This is a genomic window from Streptococcus sp. HMSC34B10 (assembly GCF_001839505.1).
GTDB lineage: Bacteria > Bacillota > Bacilli > Lactobacillales > Streptococcaceae > Streptococcus > Streptococcus peroris.
The window spans coordinates 160,684-184,093 of the sequence record NZ_KV841556.1; the positions used below are offsets into that span (position 1 = coordinate 160,684).

Here is a 23,410-nt window from a genome sequence, read left to right on the forward strand (position 1 = left end):
GCCTTTAAAAGTATGATATAATGGAGGGTAGAAAAAGGAGTAATCTATGTATTTTTTTGAAATTTTAAAATCTATCTTTTTTGGTATTGTTGAAGGAATTACAGAATGGTTGCCAATTTCAAGTACAGGGCACTTAATCCTGGCGGAAGAATTCGTCAAGTATAAAGACCAAACTGAAGCTTTTAAGACTTTGTTTAACGTAGTCATTCAACTTGGTGCCATCTTTGCAGTTGTGGTTATCTACTTTAACAAGTTAAATCCTTTCAAACCAGGCAAGGATAAAGTTCAAGTTCGTAGGACTTGGCAGTTATGGTCAAAGGTTTTTGTTGCGACTCTACCTCTTCTCTTAGTCTTTAAGTTTGATGACTGGTTCGACACCTATTTCCATAACAAGGTTTCAGTAGCGATTATGTTGATTGTTTATGGGTTTGCATTTATCTTTCTTGAAAAACGTAATAAGGCGCAAGCTATTGAGCCAACAGTTACTGAGTTAGACAAGTTGCCTTATAAAACAGCGTTGTATATTGGTCTTTTCCAAGTCTTGTCTCTTTTACCAGGAACTAGTCGTTCTGGTGCCACTATCATTGGGGGTTTGTTAAATGGGACCAGTCGTTCAGTAGTTACAGAATTCACCTTCTATTTAGGAATTCCTGTTATGTTTGGAGCTAGTGCTTTGAAGATTTTTAAATTTATCAAAGCAGGAGAAGTATTAAGCTTTGGTCAATTCTTTTTGCTCTTGGTAGCAATGTTTGTTGCTTTTGCGGTTAGCATGGTTGCCATTCGTTTCTTGACTAGCTATGTTAAAAAACACGACTTTACAATCTTTGGTAAATACCGTATTGTCCTTGGTAGTGTATTACTACTTTATAGCTTCATTCGACTATTTGTATAAGAAAAAAACCTTGAAGGAAGAATCCTTCAAGGTTTTTAAAATCCAGTCACAGTGACTCCTAATAAACGGACTCCCTTGTCTTTATCACTCAGTGTTTCATAGAGTTGGATAATGCTTTGAGCAATTTCTTCAGAGTCTTGTGTTTGTTGATTCAGTGTTTTTCGTTTTGTCAAAGTAGAAAAGTCGGCATAGCGGATTTTCAAAATGACGATCTTACCACTTTTTTCATATTTTTGAAGACTAAGAGCAACTTTTTCCGAAAGGAGAGTTAGCTCTTTTTTAATATCTTCATCTAGACTTAGAATCTTACTATAAGTTTTTTCCTTACCTATGGACTTACGGATACGATTGGATTTGACGGGAGAGTTATCTATACCTCGAGCCTTACGATAGAGGTCGAATCCGAAGCGACCAAAACGATCAATGAGAGTAATTTCAGAGATTTCTAAGAGATCGGCTCCCGTGAACACTCCCATTTGATGCAATATTTCAACTGTTTTCTTACCGACACCGTGAAATTTAGCAATGTCCATTTGTTGGAGGAAACTTACGGCATCATCAGGCATAATAACAGTCAATCCACAAGGTTTTTGATAATCGCTAGCAATTTTGGCTAAAAATTTATTATAAGATACACCAGCTGAAGCAGTAAGATGAAGCTCCTGCCAGATATCTTGCTGAATTAATCGAGCAATTTTCACAGCTGACTTGATTCCTAGTTTATTTTCAGTCACATCTAGATAAGCCTCATCAATACTCATAGGTTCAATCTTATCTGTATAACGTTTAAAAATGGCTCGAATTTGTTGGCTAACAGCAGTATATTTTTCGTAGTTTCCGGGAATAAAGACGGCTTGTGGGCAACGTTCATAGGCCTCTTTGGAGCTCATGGCTGAGTGAATACCAAAGGATCTCGCTTCATAGCTACAAGTTGAGACAACTCCACGACCACCAGTCTTTCTTGGGTCATTTCCAATAATAACTGGTTTGCCTTTAAGTTTGGGGTTGTCTCGGATTTCGACTGAAGCAAAAAAGGCATCCATGTCAATATGGATGATTTTACGAGATAAATCATTCATCAGTGGGAATATCAGCATGAGAGTACCTTTCTTTGATAAAGATTCTAGTTATATTTTAACTCTTTTCAGAAAAAATAGGAAATGGTTAAATTATTTTCAAAAATATAATACAGATATACCCAAAATTATGACTGTATTATAAAAGAAAGTAATCAAAAAGTCTATTTTTACTTGTTGAAACCGTTTCCTGTATGGTATACTAGTCTTGTAAATGTAACAGATGGTTGTTACTAGAAAGAAAAAAGAGGACAATAACATGGTTGTTAAGACAGTTGTTGAAGCACAAGACATTTTTGACAAAGCCTGGGAAGGCTTTAAAGGTGAAGATTGGAAAGAAAAAGCAAGTGTATCTCGCTTTGTTCAAGCCAACTATACACCATATGATGGAGACGAAAGTTTCCTTGCAGGACCAACAGAACGTTCATTGCATATTAAGAAAATCGTAGAAGAAACAAAAGCACACTATGAAGCTACTCGTTTCCCATACGATAACCGTCCAACTTCTATCGCAGGAATTGATGCTGGATACATTGATAAAGAAAATGAATTGATTTATGGTATTCAAAATGATGAACTCTTCAAATTGAACTTCATGCCAAAAGGTGGTATCCGTATGGCTGAAACTACTTTGAAAGAAAATGGTTTTGAACCAGACCCAGCAGTTCATGAAATCTTTACAAAATATGTAACAACTGTAAATGATGGTATCTTCCGTGCCTACACTACAAATATTCGTCGTGCTCGTCACGCTCACACAGTAACTGGTCTTCCAGATGCATATTCACGTGGACGTATCATCGGGGTTTATGCTCGTTTGGCTCTTTATGGTGCTGATTATTTGATGGCTGAAAAAGTAAGTGATTGGAATGCTATCACTGAAATTGATGAAGAATCTATCCGCCTTCGTGAAGAAGTAAACCTTCAATATCAAGCATTAAAAGAAGTTGTTGAATTAGGTGACCTTTACGGTGTAGATGTACGTCGCCCAGCATATGACACAAAAGAAGCTATCCAATGGACTAACATTGCATTCATGGCAGTTTGTCGAGTTATCAATGGTGCTGCTACATCTCTAGGACGTGTACCAATCGTATTGGACATCTACGCAGAACGTGACTTAGCACGTGGTACTTACACTGAATCTGAAATTCAAGAATTTGTTGATGATTTCGTAATGAAACTTCGTACAGTTAAATTTGCTCGTACAAAAGCTTACGACGAATTGTACTCAGGTGACCCAACCTTCATCACAACTTCTATGGCTGGTATGGGTAACGACGGTCGTCACCGTGTTACTAAGATGGACTACCGTTTCTTGAACACTCTTGACAATATCGGTAACTCTCCAGAACCAAACTTGACCGTTCTTTGGACTGACAAATTACCTTATAGCTTCCGTCGCTACTGTATGCACATGAGCCACAAACACTCTTCAATCCAATATGAAGGTGTTACAACAATGGCTAAAGACGGATACGGTGAAATGAGCTGTATCTCATGCTGTGTATCTCCACTTGACCCAGAAAATGAAGAACAACGTCACAACATCCAATACTTCGGTGCTCGTGTAAACGTTCTTAAAGCTCTTCTTACTGGTTTGAACGGTGGTTATGACGATGTTCATAAAGACTACAAAGTATTTGACATCGAACCAATTCGTGACGAAGTTCTTGAATTCGAATCAGTTAAAGCAAACTTTGAAAAATCTCTTGATTGGTTGACTGACACTTACGTAGATGCTTTGAACATCATCCACTACATGACTGATAAGTACAACTACGAAGCAGTTCAAATGGCCTTCTTGCCAACTAAACAACGTGCTAACATGGGATTCGGTATCTGTGGATTCGCTAACACTGTTGATACATTGTCAGCTATCAAGTACGCTACAGTTAAACCAATCCGTGATGAAAATGGCTATATCTACGATTATGAAACAATCGGTGAATACCCACGTTGGGGTGAAGATGACCCTCGTTCAAACGAATTGGCAGAATGGTTGATTGAAGCTTACACAACTCGTCTACGTAGCCACAAACTTTACAAAGACGCAGAAGCTACAGTATCACTTTTGACAATCACATCTAACGTTGCTTACTCTAAACAAACTGGTAACTCACCAGTCCACAAAGGTGTATACCTCAACGAAGATGGTTCTGTAAACTTGTCTAAACTTGAATTCTTCTCACCAGGTGCTAACCCATCTAACAAAGCTAAAGGTGGATGGTTGCAAAACTTGAACTCACTTTCTAGCCTTGACTTTGGTTATGCAGCTGATGGTATCTCATTGACAACTCAAGTTTCACCACGTGCTCTTGGTAAGACTCGTGACGAACAAGTTGATAACTTGGTAACAATCCTAGATGGTTACTTTGAAAATGGTGGTCAACACTGTAACTTGAACGTTATGGACTTGAACGATGTTTATGATAAGATCATGGCAGGTGAAGATGTTATCGTTCGTATCTCTGGATACTGTGTAAATACTAAATACCTTACACCAGAACAAAAAACTGAATTGACACAACGTGTCTTCCACGAAGTTCTTTCAATGGATGATGCATTGAGCTAAGATTCATAAATAGTTAATCGGAAAACCAGTCATTTTGACTGGTTTTTTTGATAAACAAAAAAATTTTAAAAAAATAGTCAAATTTGATCAAAAACTATTGACTATTACTGACTAAAGTGATATACTAAGAACATAAGGATAAGAAGATCCTTTGAAAACATTGGTTTTAAGGTGATTGTGCATGTCATCTTGAAATCAAAGTATGGGTCAAACCTAGAAAAGAGGTACAACCTATAATGAAAATTAGTATTTTTAGAATTCCAATTACAAAATCTATATTGGATAAAGAAAAACCAGAAATTATACGTAGAGTAGCAAATAGCTAGTCTAAATTTTTTAAAACAAAGGTCAGAGAAAGTCAAAGTTATTTGACTAACTAATTTTGAAAATAAACGAGGTATGAAATATGAATAACAACTTTAACAATTTTAACAATATGGATGATTTATTTAACCAATTGATGGGCGGTATGCGTGGATATAGTTCTGAAAATCGTCGTTATTTGATTAACGGTCGTGAAGTAACACCTGAGGAATTTGCCATTTACCGTCAAACTGGTCAACTTCCAAGTGAAGGGAGTGAACAAGCTCAATACGTTCAAGGTAAAGGGATGAAACAAGATGGGATTCTTGCGAAACTTGGCCGCAACCTAACCGAAGAAGCACGCGAAGGCAAATTAGATCCTGTTATCGGGCGTAATGAAGAAATTCAGGAAACTGCTGAAATTCTTTCACGACGTACTAAGAACAATCCTGTTCTTGTTGGTGATGCGGGTGTCGGTAAGACTGCTGTAGTTGAAGGATTAGCACAAGCTATTGTAAACGGGGATGTTCCCGCTGCTATCAAGAACAAAGAAATTATTTCCATTGATATTTCTGGACTTGAAGCTGGTACTCAATATCGTGGTAGCTTTGAAGAAAACATTCAAAACTTAATTGGTGAAGTGAAGAAGGCAGGAAACATTATCCTCTTCTTTGATGAAATTCATCAAATCCTTGGTGCAGGTAGCACAGGTGATGGTCAAGGTTCAAAAGGTCTTGCGGATATCATCAAACCAGCTCTTTCACGTGGGGAATTGACAGTGATCGGTGCAACCACTCAGGATGAATACCGTAATACTATTTTGAAGAACGCTGCACTTGCTCGTCGCTTTAATGAAGTTAAGGTTAATGCTCCATCCGCTGAAGATACTTTCAAGATTCTTCAAGGGATTCGTGATCTTTATCAACAACACCATAACGTCATTTTGCCTGATGAAGTCTTGAAAGCAGCTGTTGATTATTCTGTTCAATACATTCCACAACGGAGCTTACCGGATAAAGCGATTGACCTTGTTGACGTGACAGCAGCTCACTTAGCAGCCCAACACCCAGTGACAGATGTTCATGCTGTGGAACATGAAATTGAAGAAGAAAAAGCAAAACAAGAAGAAGCTGCAGCTAAAGAAGATTACGAAGCAGCATTAAATGCAAAAGTTCGTATCGAAGAACTTGAAAAGAAAATTGCTAATCATACTGAAGATCATAAAGTAACAGCAACAATTAACGATGTGGCTGAATCAGTAGAACGGATGACGGGTATTCCAGTATCACAAATGGGAGCAACGGATATCGAACGTTTGAAAGATATGGGTCATCGTTTGCAAACTAAAGTCATTGGTCAAGATAAAGCTGTAGAAGCAGTAGCGCGTGCTATCCGTCGGAACCGAGCAGGATTTGACGAAGGGAACCGTCCAATCGGTAGCTTCCTCTTTGTAGGGCCTACTGGTGTTGGGAAGACTGAGTTGGCTAAACAATTAGCACTTGATATGTTCGGAACTAAGGATGCCATCATCCGTTTGGACATGTCAGAATACAGCGATCGCACAGCTGTTTCTAAATTGATCGGTACAACAGCTGGTTATGTTGGTTATGATGACAACAGCAATACCTTGACAGAACGAGTACGTCGTAATCCTTACTCCATCGTACTTCTCGACGAAATTGAGAAGGCTGACCCTCAAGTGATCACCCTCCTTCTCCAAGTTTTGGATGATGGTCGTTTAACCGATGGTCAAGGTAATACTGTAAACTTCAAGAATACGGTGATTATCGCTACTTCAAATGCAGGATTTGGTTACGAAGCTAACTTGACAGAGGATGCTGATAAACCAGAATTGATGGATCGTTTGAAACCGTACTTCCGTCCAGAATTCCTTAATCGTTTCAATGCTGTGATTGAATTCTCACATTTGAGCAAAGAAGATCTTTCTAAGATTGTTGATTTGATGTTGATTGACGTCAATAAGACTCTTTCTAAGAAAGAAATCGACTTGGCTGTGAGTGATGCAGCCAAAGAATACATGACTGAAGAAGGTTATGATGAAGTCATGGGTGTTCGTCCACTTCGTCGTGTAGTTGAACAACAAATCCGTGATAAAGTCACCGACTTCCACTTGGATAACTTGGATGCTAAACACCTTGAAGCCGACATGGAAGATGGTGTCCTAGTCATTCGTGAAAAAGCCTAAATCAAAGGCTTCAAAATAAAAAAGGAACCAGTTGAAAAGCTGGTTCTTTTTTTGTTAAATAACATGACGTTCAAAGGCATCATCTGAGATTCCTTGTTCAAGAATCAATTTTGCCCATTCCTTAGCTGAAAATAGGCTGTGGTCCTTGTAGTTACCACAAGACTCAATGGTAGTTCCAGGAACATCTTCCCAAGTTGTGGTCTCAGCGATTTCCTTTAGTGAATCCTTGATGACAGCAGCGATTTCAGCGCTAGTATGACGTCCCCACATAATCATATGGAAACCTGTACGACAACCAAATGGTGAGCAATCAATCATACCGTCGATGCGAGTACGGATGAGCTTAGCCAAGAGGTGTTCAATAGTATGAAGTCCAGCGGTTGGGATAGAGTCCTCATTTGGTTGAACCAAACGAATATCAAAGTTAGAAATGATATCTCCCTTAGGGCCGGTTTCTTCTCCGATTAAACGAACATAAGGAGCTTTTACAATCGTATGATCTAGTTCAAAACTTTCAACAATAACTTCTTTTGACATGGTGTTTCCTTTCAATTTTCTTCTTTCATTATATCATAAAAATTTGCTTGATAATTGTCAATAAAAGATGTTTATCAGAAAAGATGGTTGTTGAAAAAATTTTTTAAATTGATTCAAAATTTCTAAGAATGACATCGTCAGATGGGCAAACTGGTATTACAAGAATATTAGGCGTTCAGTCATAGCAATCAATCACTAAATCAATTGAAACATGCTGTTACAGACTATATTGATTATTACAACTAATGTTAATTTAAAAGGACTTAGTTCTGGTTGATACAGAATTAAGTCCTTTTTATAATTATTCGCCTAACTTTTGGGAGTCAGTACCAATTCTCCTAGAATTTTTTATTGTTGTCTTCGAGAATTTTGAGGTTGTCCAGGGTTTTGATTTGTGTTTGGTGTGGAACCGTTACGTGAAGTATTAGAATTGTTATTTTCAGTTGCAGAAGTCTGGTTTTCAGTTGTGGAATTCTGAACTTCTGTAACTGGTTGTTGAGTTGTTTGGGGAATCCAGTTGCTACGTGCCCCATTCTTAAAGACGTAATCACCGCTTCTATAAAGTCCTTCTGGCATAGTCCAATCACCAGGGTGATCATCCTGGGATAAATATTGCATCATTGAACGATAGATACTTGTGGCAACAGTAAAGCCATCACCAACAATTGGAGTAAGACGATTTGTATAGCCAGTCCAGACCGCCATTGAATATTTACGAGTATAACCTACAAACATTTCATCAGGTGCTACAAATTGACTAGTCTTAATCTGATTTTCGATTTCTTCATCAGTGTAGTTTGATGTACCTGTTTTACCTGCTTGTGGGAGCCATGATATATAAGCATCATGACCAGTACCAGAGTATAATACAGTTTTCATCATTTCAGTCATCATGTAGGCAGTTGTTTCTTTCATAGCACGAGTACCTGCATCAGAAAATTCTTTAGAGGTCCCATCGCTAAAGACAACTTTATTGATATACATAGGTTTGTGGTAGATACCACCATTAGCAAAGGCAGCAAAGGCAGCAGCCATTTTTTCGCTGCTTGCACCGTATTTTCTATTTGATTCAGTTGTATTACTTGAAATAGCATTAGCATAGACCATCGTTGGATAATCGATTCCAAGACCGCTTAAGAAAGATTTTGCTTTATCTAATCCAACTTTATCAAGAGTTTCAACGGCTGGTACGTTCCGTGATTGTTGGATAGCTGTTTGTAGGGTGATATTGCCCAAATAACCTCTATCCCAGTCATAAACAGGAATATCTGTTCCAGGATAGTTATAAGGAGCATCTTTTATGATTGCTGCGGTAGAGTCGTAAATTCCGTATTCAAGTGCAGGTGCATAATCTGTGATTGGTTTCATAGTAGAACCCCAGTCACGGTTGGTTTCAACGGCCTGATTGAGTCCGAAGGATACATTGCTTGACTGGTGTCTAGAACCAAGCTGAGCAATAACTTTACCATTTGTAACGTCTACGATAGTAGAAGCTGCCTGAAGTTCATCATCTGGATAATAAACATACTCATCTGTGTTGTATATATCCCAAAGACGCTTTTGAACGTCTTGGTCTACGTTGGTGTAGACGTCCATTCCAGTAGTTAAAAGGTTGTAACCTGTCTCTGTTTCAACTTGTTCAATCACTTCTTTGAGGTAATTATCTAAGTATGGAGGATAGGTGTTGCTTCCTTTCAGACTTTGTAAACCATCAGTAATAGGTGTATTTATAGCCGTTTCATATTGTTCAGCTGTTAGATAGCCTTGCTTTTGCATCTCTGATAGGACTAGATTACGACGTTCTGTTGCTTCTTCTGGATGAGAATAAGGATCATATTGGTTAGGAGCCTGTGGCATTCCGGCTAGAAGAGCAAGTTGTGGAATTGATAGGTCTTTTAAATCTTTACCATAGTAACTTTGAGCTGCAGTTTGCATACCATAGTTACCATTTGACATGTATACCTTATTGATGTAATATGTCAAAATTTCCTGTTTTGTCGCAGTTCTTTCTAACTGAATAGCTAGCCAAGCTTCTTGGGCCTTACGTGCGATTGTTTGGTCTGATGAAGAAGTTGAGAAATATGTTAGCTTAATCAACTGCTGCGTCAAGGTTGAACCACCTTGGAGGCCACCTCTACTAGTTAAGTTTCGCAGGAAAGCTCCAGCTATTCGAATGCTATCGATTCCTCTATGGTTAAAAAAACGGTGATCCTCGATAGAGACAATTGCATTGACCAGTTCAATTGGAACTTCATTGCTTTGAGCATTGACACGACGCTCTGCTCCTAAGTCCGCAATCAATTCGTTTTTACTATCATAAATTTTGCTTGAAGTTGTTGCGACTAGCTTACTTTCAGAAAGTTCGGGAGCTTTAGATACATAGTAGAAGAAAACACTTCCACCAATTAGTATTGAAGCGATAAAGACTGCTAAGAATCCTATTCCTAGATACCTAGCAAAGCGCCAGATAAGTTGTTTATTCATTTTTTTTACCACCTAGTAAATGTTGTTTGACAATATCGAGATAAGGTATTTGAGGGAAGGCCTGTTCTTCAATCACATAACCGTTTTCCCGGATATAATCAAGTGGCATTGATTTTTTCCCCATATCCTGATGATAAAAACGGATGAGGTCAATTGCCGGTAATAAATATGTTTCCTGATAAGATGAAAAATGGATTAAGACGAAGCAAATTCCTTTTTGTTCAAGGACCTGTTCCATATGCAAAATTTGATGAGAGTGAAAATTCTTCATCGGGAATGCATTTTTTTGTTTGGTTTCCTTGGCTTCGAAATCAATATAATATCCTTCATAAACACCCGAGTAGTCAGTAGTTGATGCTTGCCTAAAGTAAGCTTCGACAATTTTAGCGCGACTCCGTTGAGGGTAGTCAACTCTAACAATTTGAATCGGAGTTGGCTTTTTATGAATAACTGCCATTCCATGTGAGAGATAGTAGTCATTCGTAGCGTTAATCATCTTTTCAAAGCTCATTCCCCTATTTGCGAAATTTTTAGTTTGAGGTAGGGAAGTTTTACTTGATTTAGATGAAAGTTTATGTGGATAGTTGACCATAATCCTCCTTATTGGTACAATAGCATCACTCTATTATACCATAAAGGTTTTTAGAAAGGGTGAAAAAATGCATACTGCCTTGGTTTTGGGATATTCTGCATTTGACTTGGGTCTATTAAATGAAAAGGATATTCGTTTAAAAATTATCAAAAAAGCCATTCGTAGAGATTTGGAAAGACTGGCCGAAGAAGGCTTGAAATGGCTAGTTTTCACTGGGACTCTTGGTTTTGAACACTGGGTTTTAGAAGTAGCAAGAGAAATGAAAGATGATTATGGCTTCCAACTAGCAACAATTTTTGACTTTAAAACCCATGGATCGAATTGGAATGAAGTTAACCAGGCCAAACTTAGTGATTTTAAACAGGTCGATTTTATCAAGTATGCTTATCCAGCATATGAGCATAAAGGACAATTGAGAGATTATCAGATTTTTTTACTCGAAAACACAGATGGGGTCTATCTTTTTTATGATGAAGAAAACGAAACAAAACTGAGATTTTTTTACGAATTGATGAAAAAGAAAGACAACTATATGACAAAAAGATTAACATTCGAAGATTTAAACGAAATTGCTGAAAATTTTTCCGAAAATTAAGGCTTTGACCTTGCTTTTTGCTTGCTTTTTTTTATATAATAATACTAGTAACTGAGAATGGAGAGAGACATGGCAAGTATTATTTTTACAGCAAAGGATATTTTTGAACAAGATTTCGGAAGAGAAGTACGCGGATATAGTAAGGCAGAGGTGGATGAATTCTTAGATGACGTTATCAAAGATTATGAGACTTATGCAGCGCTAGTTAAATCCCTACGTTTGGAAGTTGCAGAATTAAAAGAAGAATTGGCTAAAAAGCCTCAGGAAGCACCTGTATCTGTAACATCTGAATCTGCAGAACTTGGAAGTACAACCTCTATGACTAACTTTGATATCTTAAAACGATTAAATCGTCTTGAAAAAGAGGTTTTTGGCAAACAAATCGTAGAAAATTCTGATTTCTAAGAATCATACAGTTGTGCAATTTTTGGATAATCGCGTGGAGAGTTTTTCTTTTCATGAGGAAAGTCCATGCTAGCACAGGCTGTGATGCCTGTAGTGTTTGTGCTAGGCGAAACCATAAGCCTAGGGACGAGAAATCGTTACGGCGAGTGAATAGACTAAGTTTACGGATATGTTTTAGTAGCTCTGAAAGTGCCACAGTGACGAAGTCTTTCTGGAAACAGAGAGAGTGGAACGCGGTAAACCCCTCAAGCTAGCAACCCAAATTTTGGTCGGGGCATGGAGTGCGCGGAAACGAACGTAGTACTCTGACTACTAGCAATTTCATCTTGTTAGTGGTAGACAGATGATTATCGAAAGAAGTGGTCCTAGTCACTTCTGGAACAAAACATGGCTTATAGAAAATTGCATATAGGTTGGGGCTGAGAAATCTTTCTCAACCTCATTTTTTAAAGGTGAACAAGAGAAAGGTCTTTAAAGACTGACATGAAAGAAACATTTAATGTAATCGCAACTGCTGCAGCAGGCTTGGAGGCTGTTGTAGGTCGTGAAGTGCGTGCACTTGGCTATGACTGCCAAGTTGAAAATGGTCGCGTTCGCTTTAAAGGAGATGTGAAGGCAATTATTGAAACTAACTTGTGGTTACGAGCTGCAGATAGGATTAAGATTGTTGTTGGAACTTTTCCCGCAAAAACATTTGAAGAACTTTTTCAAGGTGTTTTTGCCCTAGATTGGGAAAACTATCTTCCACTCGGAGCACGTTTCCCAATCTCTAAGGCTAAGTGTGTCAAATCAAAACTTCATAACGAACCTAGTGTCCAAGCTATTTCTAAAAAGGCAGTTGTCAAGAAATTACAAAAGCACTATGCGAGACCAGAAGGTGTTCCGCTGATGGAGAGTGGACCAGAGTTTAAGATTGAGGTTTCGATACTTAAAGATGTAGCGACTATTATGATTGATACAAGTGGTTCTAGCCTTTTCAAACGTGGTTATCGGACAGAAAAGGGTGGAGCCCCAATCAAGGAGAATATGGCAGCAGCCATTTTACAATTGTCAAACTGGTATCCAGATAAGCCTCTGATTGATCCAACCTGTGGGTCAGGGACCTTCTGTATTGAAGCTGCTATGATTGCTCGCAATATGGCACCAGGTTTGCGTCGTTCCTTTTCTTTTGAGGATTGGAACTGGATTAGCGACCGTTTGATTCAGGAGATTCGTACAGAAGCAAGTAAAAAAATCAATCGTGAAATTGAGCTCGACATCATGGGTTGTGATATTGATGGACGCATGGTTGAAATTGCTAAATCCAATGCTCAGGCGGCAGGAGTTTCTAAGGATATCCTATTTAAGCAGATGCGCGTGCAGGATTTGCGTACGGACAAGATTAATGGAGTCATTATATCTAACCCACCATATGGAGAACGATTGTCAGACGATGCAGGAGTAACCAAGCTCTATGCTGAGATGGGAGAAGTATTTGCACCACTCAAAACTTGGAGTAAATTTATCCTGACCAGTGATGAAGCTTTTGAAAGTAAGTATGGTAGTCAGGTGGATAAAAAACGGAAACTCTACAATGGTACTTTGAAAGTTGATTTGTATCAATATTTTGGTCAACGAGTGAAAAGACAAGATGTCAAGACAGAAAGGAAGACTGATGAGTAAGAAAAGAAGTAATCGCCATCATAAGAGCGAACAAGAATCTAAATTTGAATTTGAAGATGCTAAAGACTTAACGGTTGGTCAGGCCATTCGAAAGAATGAAGAGGTTGAAGCAGGTGTAACTCCAGAAGATACGGTTTTGGACAAATATATCAAACAGCACCGTGAAGAAATCGAAGCCGATAAATTTGAGAATTTACAAACGAAAAAAGATCAGCCTACTCAAAGTTTGGATGATATGATCCAGGAAGTGAGAGAAGCTACTGAACAAGAAAATGCATCAAGTTCGGAAGAGAAAATAATCTCAAGTGCATTAGCTGAAGAAACAAGTGAAATTCTAGCTCAAGAAGCTGATGAAGAAGAAACAAGAATTCTCGATCAGCCCTTTATGGATGAATTGGAAACTGTTGAAATGGCTAAGGCAGGCAACTCTAATGTAGCAGTAGTTGATGAAGAAAATGAGAGTGTACTACAATCTTTGTCTCGTTCTGCTCAAACTGGTGAAAAGCCAAAAAGTAAAAAGAAATGGGCAATTTTATCAGCCCTTATCTTGGTATTACTTTTAATTTTTGGAGGTGCCTATTACGTTTATCATCAAATTACTCGTTCTTCTCAAGAACAGCAAACCCAAGCTACAGATTCTGGTTTGGTAAGTAATCAGTCAGTCTTGGAGCAATTTAATACTCTCTACGATACATTTTATACCGATGAAAACAAAACAGCTCTTAAAAATAGTCAATTTAGTCAACTGAATCAGTTGAAAGAAATTTTAGACAAACTCGAGGGAGCAAGAGAATACACTCTAGCCAAATCAAAATATGATAGCTTAGAAACACAAATTAAAGCTATCCAAGAAGTAAATTCGCAATTTGAAACACCAGTTATTAAGGATGGTGTTTTGGATACCAATGCAAAAATCAAATCAGATGCAAAATTTACAGATATCAAGACTGGAAATACTGAAATTGATAAACTTCTAGATAAAGCAATTAGCCTCGGTAAGAGTCAATTAGCAAGTACAACAACAAGTGCCTCTTCAACACCAGCTTCTAGTCAAGAATCTTCAAGCCCAACTACAGAAAGTAGTCCTTCTGCTTCAACCAGTGGCACTGCTTCATCTACAAATGTTGGCCTATCAAGTGAAGGTGTGCCTTTACAAAGAAGTGTTAGCCGAGTACCGTATAATCAAACAGCAGTCAATGATAGCAGCAATCCTGCCTGGAATTTTGCAGATGGTGTCCTTGAAAAAATTCTTGCAACATCACGTGCACGTGGATATATCTCTGGAAATCAATATATCTTGGAACGTGTGAATATTGTGAATGGGAACGGTTATTACAATCTTTATAAGCCAGATGGAACCTATCTCTTTACGCTTAATTGTAAGACTGGTTACTTTGTAGGAAATGGTTCTGGACATGCTGACAGTCTAGACTACTAGTCTAATGCTTACAAAATTCTTTCTTTTCGAAGATAAACATGATAAAATAAAACATATTAAACAAGAGGAGTATCACATGACAAAAGCTAACTTTGGTGTTGTTGGTATGGCTGTAATGGGTCGTAACCTTGCCTTAAATATTGAATCTCGTGGCTATACAGTTGCCATTTTTAACCGTAGTAAAGAAAAAACAGAAGACGTTATTGCTTGCCATCCTGATAAAAACTTTGTGCCAAGCTATGATATCGAAAGCTTTGTAAACTCTATCGAAAAACCACGTCGGATTATGCTTATGGTTCAAGCTGGACCTGGTACAGATGCAACTATCCAAGCCCTTCTTCCACACTTGGATAAAGGGGATATCTTGATTGACGGAGGAAATACTTTCTACAAAGATACCATCCGTCGTAATGAAGAGCTGGCGAACTCAGGCATCAATTTCATCGGTACAGGTGTTTCTGGTGGTGAAAAAGGTGCTCTTGAAGGACCTTCTATCATGCCTGGTGGACAAAAAGAAGCTTATGACTTGGTGGCTGATGTTCTTGAAGAAATCTCAGCTAAAGCGCCAGAAGATGGCAAACCATGTGTGACTTACATCGGTCCTGATGGAGCAGGCCACTATGTGAAAATGGTCCACAACGGTATCGAATACGGTGATATGCAATTGATTGCTGAAAGCTATGACTTAATGCAACACTTGCTTGGTCTTTCTGCAGAAGATATGTCTGAAATCTTTACTGAGTGGAACAAGGGTGAGTTGGACAGCTACTTGATCCAAATCACAGCAGATATCTTGAAACGTAAAGACGACGAAGGTCAAGATGGACCAATTGTAGACTATATCTTGGATGCTGCAGGTAACAAAGGAACCGGTAAATGGACTAGCCAATCAGCACTTGACCTTGGTGTTCCATTGTCACTTATTACAGAGTCTGTATTTGCTCGTTATATTTCTGCCTACAAAGAAGAACGTGTTCACGCTAGCAAGGTGCTTCCAAAACCAGCTGCATTCAAATTTGAAGGCGACAAGGCTGAATTGATTGAAAAGATTCGTCAAGCTCTTTACTTCTCAAAAATTATTTCTTACGCACAAGGTTTTGCCCAATTGCGTGTTGCTTCTAAAGAAAACAACTGGAACTTGCCATTTGCGGATATCGCATCTATCTGGCGCGATGGATGTATCATCCGTTCTCGTTTCTTACAAAAGATTACAGATGCATACAACCGTGATGCAGATCTTGCTAACCTTCTTTTGGATGAGTACTTCTTGGACGTAACTGCTAAGTACCAACAATCAGTTCGTGATATCGTAGTTCTTGCAGTTCAAGCTGGTGTACCAGTACCAACCTTCTCAGCTGCCATCACTTACTTTGATAGCTACCGTTCAGCTGACCTTCCAGCAAACTTGATCCAAGCACAACGTGATTACTTTGGTGCCCACACATACCAACGTAAAGACAAAGAAGGAACATTCCACTACTCTTGGTATGACGAAAAATAAGTAGGTCAGCCATGGGGAAACGGATTTTATTACTTGAGAAAGAAAGAAATCTAGCTCATTTTTTAAGTCTGGAACTCCAAAAAGAGCAATACCGAGTTGATCAGGTAGAAGAGGGTCAAAAAGCCCTCTCCATGGCTCTTCAGACTGACTATGACTTGATTTTACTGAATGCTCATCTAGGGGATATGACAGCCCAGGGTTTTGCAGAACAGTTGAGTCGGACTAAGCCAGCTTCGGTTATCATGGTCTTGGACCATCGAGAAGAATTGCAAGACCAACTTGAAACAATCCAGCGTTTCGCTGTCTCATACATTTATAAACCAGTTATTATTGACGATTTAGTAGCTCGTATTGCAGCAATCTTCCGAGGTAGAGACTTCATCGACCAACATTGTAGTCAGATGAAGGTGCCTGCTGCTTACCGTGATCTTCGGATTGATACTGAAAATCATACCGTTTATCGTGGTCAGGAAATGATTGTCTTGACTAGACGGGAGTATGATCTTCTAGCCACTTTGATGAGTAGTAAGAAGGTTTTGACTCGGGAACAGTTGTTGGAGAGAGTCTGGAAGTACGAGAGTGCAACAGAGACCAATATTGTGGATGTCTATATCCGATATCTGCGAGGTAAGATTGATGTCAAAGGTCAAAAGAGCTACATAAAAACTGTGCGTGGTGTAGGCTATACTATGCAAGAATAGAAAAACAGTTGCAGTTTTGTAACTGTTTTTTAGTATGTAAACAAGGTCAATCCGTTTTTTCAAAGTAAAATTATAAATATATTTCTTGCTAGGTGAAACTGAAAGGAAACAATCGCTTTTTTTGTGAAAATATAATAAAATAGAAAGGAATAAAGTTCTAAAATTTTATCTAGAAACAGACAGTTTTCGTCTGATAGTAGGATTAAATGACAAAAGAAGTTGGTGTCGGTCAGGCACATAGTAAAATTATTTTAATCGGAGAGCATGCAGTTGTTTATGGCTACCCAGCGATTTCTTTACCTCTTTTAGAGGTAGAGGTCACTTGTCATGTGGTTCCAGCAGAAACACCATGGCGTCTTTTTGAAGAGGACACCTTGTCTATGGCGGTTTATGCTTCCTTAGAATATCTAAATATTAAAGAAGCTTACATCCGTTGCCAAATTGACTCGGCTATTCCTGAAAAACGTGGGATGGGGTCTTCGGCAGCTATTAGCATTGCAGCCATTCGAGCGGTATTTGATTATTACCAAGCAGAACTTCATCATGATGTGTTAGAAATTTTGGTTAATCGTGCTGAAATGATTGCTCATATAAATCCTAGTGGATTAGACGCTAAAACATGCCTCAGCAGTCATCCGATTCGTTTTATCAAGAATGTCGGATTTGAAGAATTGACGATGGATTTGTCGGCTTATCTGGTGATTGCAGATACTGGTGTTTACGGGAATACAAGTGAAGCTATCCAAGTTGTCAAGAATAAGGGAAAAGATGCTTTACCATTCCTACATGCACTAGGAGAGTTGACCCAAGAAGCAGAAGAAGCAATAAAAACAAAAGATGCCGTGAAGCTGGGAGAGATTCTTACCAAAGCACACGGAAATCTAAAAGAAATCGGAGTCAGTAGCCCTGAGGCAGATGCCTTGGTTGAATCTGCCCTTGAACAGGGCGCTCTTGGTGCCAAAATGAGTGGTGGTGGTCTAGGTGGCTGTATCATTGCCTTGGTTGCTAATGAAAACCAGGCACAAGAACTCGCAGAAAGATTAGAAGAGAAAGGAGCTGTTCAGACATGGATCGAAAGCCTGTAACAGTACGTTCCTATGCCAATATTGCCATAATCAAATATTGGGGTAAGAAAAATGAAAAAGAGATGGTTCCTGCGACTAGTAGTATCTCTCTAACCTTAGAAAATATGTATACGGAGACAACACTTTCTCCTTTACCGACAGATGCTAAGGCAGACGCTTTTTACATCAACGGTCAGTTACAAAACGAAGCTGAGCATGCCAAGATGAGTAAAATCATTGACCGCTACCGTCCTGAAGGAGCAGGGTTTGTTCGTATCGATACTAAGAACAATATGCCAACAGCGGCAGGTCTTTCTTCAAGTTCCAGTGGTTTGTCTGCCTTGGTCAAAGCCTGCAACGCATACTTCCAACTTGGGCTGAATCGCAGAGAGTTGGCCTTGGAAGCTAAATTTGCATCGGGTTCTTCATCTCGTAGTTTTTATGGCCCTTTAGCTGCTTGGGACAAGGATAGTGGAGAGATTTATCAAGTTGAGACTGACTTGAAACTAGCTATGATTATGTTGGTTTTGGAGGACCAGAAAAAACCAATTTCCAGTCGAGATGGTATGAAACTCTGTGTCGAAACTTCTACGACTTTTGATGAGTGGATTCGTCAATCTGAACAAGATTACAAGGATATGTTAGTCTACCTCAAGGAAAATGACTTTAAGAAAGTTGGAGAATTGACAGAGAAGAACGCCTTGGCTATGCATGCTACGACAAAAACTGCAACTCCATCCTTCTCTTATCTGACAGATGCTAGTTATGAGGCTATGGATTTCGTCCGTCAGCTTAGAGAACAAGGTGAATCTTGCTACTTTACCATGGATGCGGGCCCTAATGTCAAGGTTCTTTGTTTAGAAAAAGACTTGGAACATTTATCAGAACTTTTAGGTCAACGCTATCGCTTAATCGTTTCAAAAACAAAGGATTTGAGCCAAGATGACGATTGTTAAAACTTGTGGGAAGCTCTATTGGGCTGGGGAGTATGCCATTTTAGAACCAGGACAGTTGGCACTAATAAAGGCTATTCCCATCTATATGACGGCTGAGATTAAAGCGTCTAATGTTTATCGACTCTACTCAGATATGTTTTCCTATAGTGTAGATATGCGCCCAGATTCTTCTTATGCCTTGATCCAAGAAACAGTTGCTTTGGTGGAGGACTATCTAACTGCCCAAGGAGTTGACTTGCGTCCTTTTTCCATAGATATTCGCGGGAAAATGGAGCGTGAGGGCAAGAAGTTTGGACTGGGTTCTAGTGGTAGTGTGGTGGTCTTGGTCATCAAGGCCATGCTTGCTTTTTATGAAAGACCAGCTGAAAGAGAACTCTTATTTAAACTGGCGAGTGCTGTACTTCTCAAACGTGGAGATAATGGCTCTATGGGAGACATCGCCTGTATCGTTTCAGAAGGCCTGGTCCTCTATCAGTCATTTGACAGGGAAAAAGTGGCACAATGGCTAGAAAAGGAAGACTTGCAAACTGTATTAGCACGTGATTGGGGCTTTTCTATTAGGAGTGTTGAACCGGCCTTGAAATTTGATTTTCTGGTGGGTTGGACCAAGGAAGTGGCTGTATCTAGTCACATGGTTAAGCAAATCAAGAATAATATGAATTCTAGCTTTTTACAGGCTTCAAAAGAAACTGTCACTAGCTTGGTAAAGGATTTGGAGGCAGGTCAAGAAGAAAAGACAATGGAGCTACTAGAACAAGCCAGCCAACTCTTAGAAGGCTTGAGTTCAGATATTTACACACCTTCGCTCAGACAACTAAAAGATGCCAGCAGAGATTTGAAAGCTGTTGCTAAGAGCAGTGGTGCTGGTGGAGGAGACTGTGGGATTGCACTTAGCTTTGACCAAGATTCAACCACATTACTGAAAGAACTCTGGGCTGATTTTGGAATTGAGCTCTTGTATCAAGAAAGGATGGGACATGACGACAAATCGGAAGGATGAACACATCCGCTATGCCCTTGAACAAAACAGTACTTATAATAGTTTTGATGAAGTGGAGTTGATCCACTCCTCGCTACCCTTATATGACTTAGATGAAATTGATCTTTCGACAGAATTTGCAGGGCGCAAATGGGATTTCCCTTTTTATATTAATGCCATGACAGGCGGTAGTGACAATGGCAAAGAAATCAATCAAAAATTGGCTCAGGTGGCAGAGGCTTGTGGGATTTTGTTTGTGACAGGTTCTTACAGCGCTGCTCTTAAGGATCCAACAGATGATTCTTTTGCTGTGAAGTCAAATCATCCTGACCTCCTTCTTGGAACCAATATTGGCTTAGATAAGCCTGTTGAACTAGGATTACAAACAGTGAAAGAGATGAATCCCCTTCTCTTACAAGTTCATGTCAATGTTATGCAGGAATTACTTATGCCAGAAGGTGAGCGTCAATTTAGATTGTGGCAAAGCAATCTGAAAAATTATGTTGATCAAATCTCTGTTCCCCTTGTTTTAAAAGAGGTCGGTTTTGGTATGGATGTTAAGACCATTGCTAAGGCGTACGAGATGGGGATACGTACAGTTGATTTGTCTGGCCGTGGGGGAACTAGCTTTGCCTATATTGAAAATCGTCGGAGCGGTCAACGTGACTACCTCAATGATTGGGGACAATCAACCATGCAGGCTCTTATCAATGCCCAAGACTGGAAAGATAAGATGGAGCTTCTGGTAAGTGGAGGTGTTCGCAATCCACTAGACATCATCAAATGCTTAGTCTTTGGAGCCAAGGCAGTTGGACTCTCACGTACTATGTTAGAGTTGGTTGAAAATCATTCAGTTGACGAAGTTATTGCGATTGTCCAAGGTTGGAAGGAAGATCTACGCTTGATTATGTGTGCCCTTAATTGCATAAGGATTGAGGATTTGCAAGAGGTTGACTATCTCCTTTATGGAAAATTGAAAGAAGCAAAAGAACAACTATAAGGAGGTCGGGATTTTAGTCCCGATCTCTTTATCATTCCTCAGACTGATGTGACTTTTTGGTTTTGTGATACAATAACATGGAGAGGACGGATACATGCGAAAATTTCAAATTTTTCTATTTATTGAAGCTTGTTTATTGACAGGAGCTCTGATTATGATGGTATCAGAGCATTTTTCCCGTTTTCTGCTCATTTTGCTCTTGTTTTTATTGCTGATTCGATACTATACTGGTAGACAGGGGAACAATTTTATTTTAGTAGCAGTGAGCATTTTATTTTTCTTCATCATCATGCTCAATCCCTTTGTCATTTTAGCGATTTTTGTAGCCTTGATATACAGTCTGTTCTTGCTTTACCCTATGATGAACCAGGAAAGAGAAGACACCAATCTGATTTTTGAAGAAGTTGTGACGGTGAAGAGAGAGAAAAATCGCTGGTTTGGGAATCTCCACCATTTTTCAAGTTACCAGACTTGCCGCTTTGATGATATCAATCTCTTTCGCCTTATGGGAAAGGATACCATTCATCTAGAGCACGTGATTTTGAGCAATCATGATAATGTCATCATCTTGAGAAAACTGGTTGGTACGACTAGAATTATCGTACCAGTGGATGTTGAAGTCAGTCTAAGCATCAATTCTCTGTATGGGGATTTAACATTTTTTGACCAGCCTAAGCGTGCTTTACGTAATGAACATTTTCATCAAGAAACCAGAGATTATCTCAAGAGTCCAAAGAGTGTTAAGATTCTTTTGACAACTACGGTGGGAGATGTTGAGGTGGTGCGCGGATGAAAAAACAACCTTATATTTCAATCGGACTCACCTCATTTCTCTTTGTTGCTTTTCTAATTCGAAGTATTTTTAAAGTCTTGGATTTTGACTGGAGCTCTCTTTTTCAGGATTTAGAAAAGACAGAAAAAGTCCTATTTCTAGCTTTGATGTTTAGTCTTGCCCTAGCTTGTTTATTAGTCTTGTTTTGGACAATGGTTGACGAGATTTCAAAAAGAAGAATCCAAGCGAATCTCAAGTGTCTCCTAGCTGGCAAAGAGATTCAAAGTCTGGGAGATGCTGACTTAGACGCAAGTTTTAGAAATTTATCAGGTAAGCTTGGTTTGTTGACAGAAGCTATTCAAAAAGCAGACAACCAAGCCCTGGTCAAAGAAGAAGAAATTGTTGAAAAGGAGCGCAAGCGAATTGCGCGTGACTTGCATGATACGGTTAGCCAAGAAATTTTTGCTGCTCATATGATGTTATCGGGAATCAGTCAACAAGCTTCCAAATTAGACAGAGAGAAAATGCAGACACAACTCCAAAGTGTGACTGCTATTTTGGAGACAGCCCAAAGAGACTTGCGCATTCTGCTTTTGCATTTACGACCAATTGAACTAGAACAAAAGAGTTTGGTGGAGGGGATTCAGCTACTCCTTAAAGAGCTAGAAGAAAAAAGTGAACTGAAGGTAAGCTTTAAATATCAGGTAACAGCTGTACCTAAAAAGATTGAAGAACATATTTTCCGGATTGTACAAGAATTGATTAGTAATACCCTTCGTCATGCGCAGGCCTCTTGTCTGGATGTTTACCTTTATCAAACGGAAACGGAATTACAGTTGAAGGTTGCAGACAATGGTCGTGGTTTTCAGCTAGATAGTGGTGACGAACTGAGCTATGGTCTGCGAAATATCAAAGATCGAGTGGAAGATATGGCAGGGACCATACAATTATTAACGGCACCCAAGCAAGGTGTAGCTGTTGATATTCGCATTCCCTTGCTTGATTTGGATAGATAAGAGGAAGTAAGATGAAACTATTATTGGTAGATGACCACCAAATGGTGCGTCTGGGTTTAAAAAGTTATTTTGAATTACAAGATGATGTAGAAGTTGTCGGAGAAGCAACCAATGGTGCGGAGGGAATTTCCATGGCCTTGGAGCTACGTCCTGATGTGATTGTCATGGATATTGTCATGCCTGAAGTCAATGGGATTGATGCTACACTAGCTATTCTCAAAGAATGGCCAGAGGCTAAAATTTTGATCGTGACTTCTTACCTAGACAATGAAAAAATCATGCCGGTTTTGAATGCTGGAGCTAGGGGCTATATGCTCAAGACATCAAGTGCCGATGAATTGTTACACGCTGTTCGTAAGGTAGCAGCGGGTGAATTTGCCATTGAACAAGAGGTGAGTAAGAAGGTAGAATACAACCGCAATCACGTTGAACTACATGAAGATTTGACTGCACGTGAACGAGATGTTCTCCAACTAATCGCTAAGGGTTATGAAAATCAGCGTATTGCTGATGAATTGTTCATCTCCCTCAAGACAGTTAAAACTCATGTTTCGAACATTCTTGCCAAGCTTCAGGTTAGTGATCGTACCCAGGCAGCTGTCTATGCCTTTCAACATCACTTGGTTGAGGCTGATGAATTTTAGCGAAACTAGGTG

General features: G+C 39.2%; 20 protein-coding genes and 1 other RNA gene. 17 read left to right on the top strand and 4 right to left on the bottom strand.

The window, feature by feature from the left end:
- The first annotated feature begins 46 nt into the window (after nucleotides 1-46).
- On the top strand, nucleotides 47-892 hold the full coding sequence (locus tag HMPREF3237_RS06395; RefSeq protein ID WP_070889220.1) for an undecaprenyl-diphosphate phosphatase: 846 nt from the start codon (nucleotides 47-49) through the stop codon (nucleotides 890-892).
- Between the two features lie 35 nt (nucleotides 893-927).
- Here HMPREF3237_RS06395 and dinB read toward each other — a convergent pair whose 3' ends face one another.
- A complete protein-coding gene (dinB, locus tag HMPREF3237_RS06400) occupies nucleotides 928-1,989 on the bottom strand; it encodes a DNA polymerase IV (RefSeq protein ID WP_006145067.1) in 1,062 nt (353 codons plus the stop codon).
- Nucleotides 1,990-2,227: 238 nt separating this feature from the next.
- Between dinB and pflB the strand changes: the two genes are divergently transcribed.
- Both pflB and HMPREF3237_RS06410 read left to right on the top strand, forming a co-directional pair.
- The gene (gene pflB / locus HMPREF3237_RS06405) at nucleotides 2,228-4,543 is read left to right on the top strand and encodes a formate C-acetyltransferase (RefSeq protein ID WP_025168609.1); all 2,316 of its coding nucleotides are present in this window, start codon (nucleotides 2,228-2,230) and stop codon (nucleotides 4,541-4,543) included.
- 406 nt (nucleotides 4,544-4,949) lie between these two features.
- Nucleotides 4,950-7,052 (top strand): AAA family ATPase, encoded by a 2,103-nt coding sequence (locus tag HMPREF3237_RS06410; RefSeq protein WP_006145069.1) that lies wholly within the window; start codon nucleotides 4,950-4,952, stop codon nucleotides 7,050-7,052.
- A 54-nt stretch (nucleotides 7,053-7,106) separates the two neighbouring features.
- Here HMPREF3237_RS06410 and HMPREF3237_RS06415 read toward each other — a convergent pair whose 3' ends face one another.
- The 3 genes from HMPREF3237_RS06415 to recU form a co-directional block, all read right to left on the bottom strand.
- Nucleotides 7,107-7,589, bottom strand: coding sequence for an S-ribosylhomocysteine lyase (locus HMPREF3237_RS06415; protein WP_000032544.1), 483 nt, complete (start codon nucleotides 7,587-7,589; stop codon nucleotides 7,107-7,109).
- 348 nt (nucleotides 7,590-7,937) lie between these two features.
- Nucleotides 7,938-10,073 (bottom strand): penicillin-binding protein PBP1A, encoded by a 2,136-nt coding sequence (pbp1a, locus tag HMPREF3237_RS06420; protein ID WP_070889221.1) that lies wholly within the window; start codon nucleotides 10,071-10,073, stop codon nucleotides 7,938-7,940.
- Entirely contained in the window at nucleotides 10,066-10,665 is a 600-nt protein-coding gene (gene recU / locus HMPREF3237_RS06425) for a Holliday junction resolvase RecU (RefSeq protein ID WP_070889222.1), read from the bottom strand. The genes pbp1a and recU overlap by 8 nt, the downstream gene beginning before the upstream one ends.
- A 67-nt stretch (nucleotides 10,666-10,732) precedes the next feature.
- On the opposite strand from recU, the gene HMPREF3237_RS06430 reads away from it, so the two are divergent.
- The 14 genes from HMPREF3237_RS06430 (at nucleotide 10,733) to HMPREF3237_RS06495 (ending at nucleotide 23,398) form a co-directional block, all read left to right on the top strand.
- Complete coding sequence (locus HMPREF3237_RS06430; protein WP_070889223.1) at nucleotides 10,733-11,260, top strand: SLOG family protein; 528 nt, start codon at nucleotides 10,733-10,735, stop codon at nucleotides 11,258-11,260.
- A gap of 69 nt (nucleotides 11,261-11,329) precedes the next feature.
- Nucleotides 11,330-11,665 (top strand): cell division regulator GpsB, encoded by a 336-nt coding sequence (gpsB, locus tag HMPREF3237_RS06435; protein ID WP_070889224.1) that lies wholly within the window; start codon nucleotides 11,330-11,332, stop codon nucleotides 11,663-11,665.
- Between the two features lie 18 nt (nucleotides 11,666-11,683).
- An RNA gene (rnpB, locus tag HMPREF3237_RS06440) (RNase P RNA component class B) lies at nucleotides 11,684-12,065 on the top strand.
- An 83-nt stretch (nucleotides 12,066-12,148) separates the two neighbouring features.
- Nucleotides 12,149-13,327: a THUMP domain-containing class I SAM-dependent RNA methyltransferase gene (locus HMPREF3237_RS06445; RefSeq protein WP_070889225.1), complete on the top strand. Its 1,179-nt coding sequence runs from the start codon at nucleotides 12,149-12,151 to the stop codon at nucleotides 13,325-13,327.
- Entirely contained in the window at nucleotides 13,320-14,765 is a 1,446-nt protein-coding gene (locus tag HMPREF3237_RS06450) for a cell division site-positioning protein MapZ (protein WP_070889226.1), read from the top strand. Before HMPREF3237_RS06445 ends, HMPREF3237_RS06450 begins: the two co-directional genes overlap by 8 nt.
- 76 nt (nucleotides 14,766-14,841) lie before the next feature.
- The gene (gndA, locus tag HMPREF3237_RS06455) at nucleotides 14,842-16,266 is read left to right on the top strand and encodes an NADP-dependent phosphogluconate dehydrogenase (protein WP_070889227.1); all 1,425 of its coding nucleotides are present in this window, start codon (nucleotides 14,842-14,844) and stop codon (nucleotides 16,264-16,266) included.
- Nucleotides 16,267-16,277: 11 nt separating this feature from the next.
- A complete protein-coding gene (locus tag HMPREF3237_RS06460) occupies nucleotides 16,278-16,967 on the top strand; it encodes a response regulator transcription factor (protein WP_070889228.1) in 690 nt (229 codons plus the stop codon).
- Between the two features lie 206 nt (nucleotides 16,968-17,173).
- Nucleotides 17,174-18,052, top strand: coding sequence for a mevalonate kinase (mvk, locus tag HMPREF3237_RS06465; protein ID WP_070889229.1), 879 nt, complete (start codon nucleotides 17,174-17,176; stop codon nucleotides 18,050-18,052).
- Nucleotides 18,034-18,987, top strand: a complete 954-nt coding sequence (mvaD, locus tag HMPREF3237_RS06470) for a diphosphomevalonate decarboxylase (protein ID WP_070889230.1) — start codon at nucleotides 18,034-18,036, stop codon at nucleotides 18,985-18,987. Before mvk ends, mvaD begins: the two co-directional genes overlap by 19 nt.
- On the top strand, nucleotides 18,974-19,987 hold the full coding sequence (locus tag HMPREF3237_RS06475) for a phosphomevalonate kinase (RefSeq protein ID WP_070889231.1): 1,014 nt from the start codon (nucleotides 18,974-18,976) through the stop codon (nucleotides 19,985-19,987). Before mvaD ends, HMPREF3237_RS06475 begins: the two co-directional genes overlap by 14 nt.
- Complete coding sequence (gene fni / locus HMPREF3237_RS06480; protein WP_070889232.1) at nucleotides 19,965-20,966, top strand: type 2 isopentenyl-diphosphate Delta-isomerase; 1,002 nt, start codon at nucleotides 19,965-19,967, stop codon at nucleotides 20,964-20,966. The genes HMPREF3237_RS06475 and fni overlap by 23 nt, the downstream gene beginning before the upstream one ends.
- A 94-nt stretch (nucleotides 20,967-21,060) precedes the next feature.
- Nucleotides 21,061-21,759, top strand: a complete 699-nt coding sequence (gene liaF, locus HMPREF3237_RS06485; RefSeq protein ID WP_070889233.1) for a cell wall-active antibiotics response protein LiaF — start codon at nucleotides 21,061-21,063, stop codon at nucleotides 21,757-21,759.
- Entirely contained in the window at nucleotides 21,756-22,754 is a 999-nt protein-coding gene (locus HMPREF3237_RS06490) for an envelope stress sensor histidine kinase LiaS (RefSeq protein WP_070889234.1), read from the top strand. The genes liaF and HMPREF3237_RS06490 overlap by 4 nt, the downstream gene beginning before the upstream one ends.
- An 11-nt stretch (nucleotides 22,755-22,765) precedes the next feature.
- Nucleotides 22,766-23,398: a response regulator transcription factor gene (locus HMPREF3237_RS06495; RefSeq protein WP_070889235.1), complete on the top strand. Its 633-nt coding sequence runs from the start codon at nucleotides 22,766-22,768 to the stop codon at nucleotides 23,396-23,398.
- Nucleotides 23,399-23,410 lie beyond the last annotated feature (12 nt).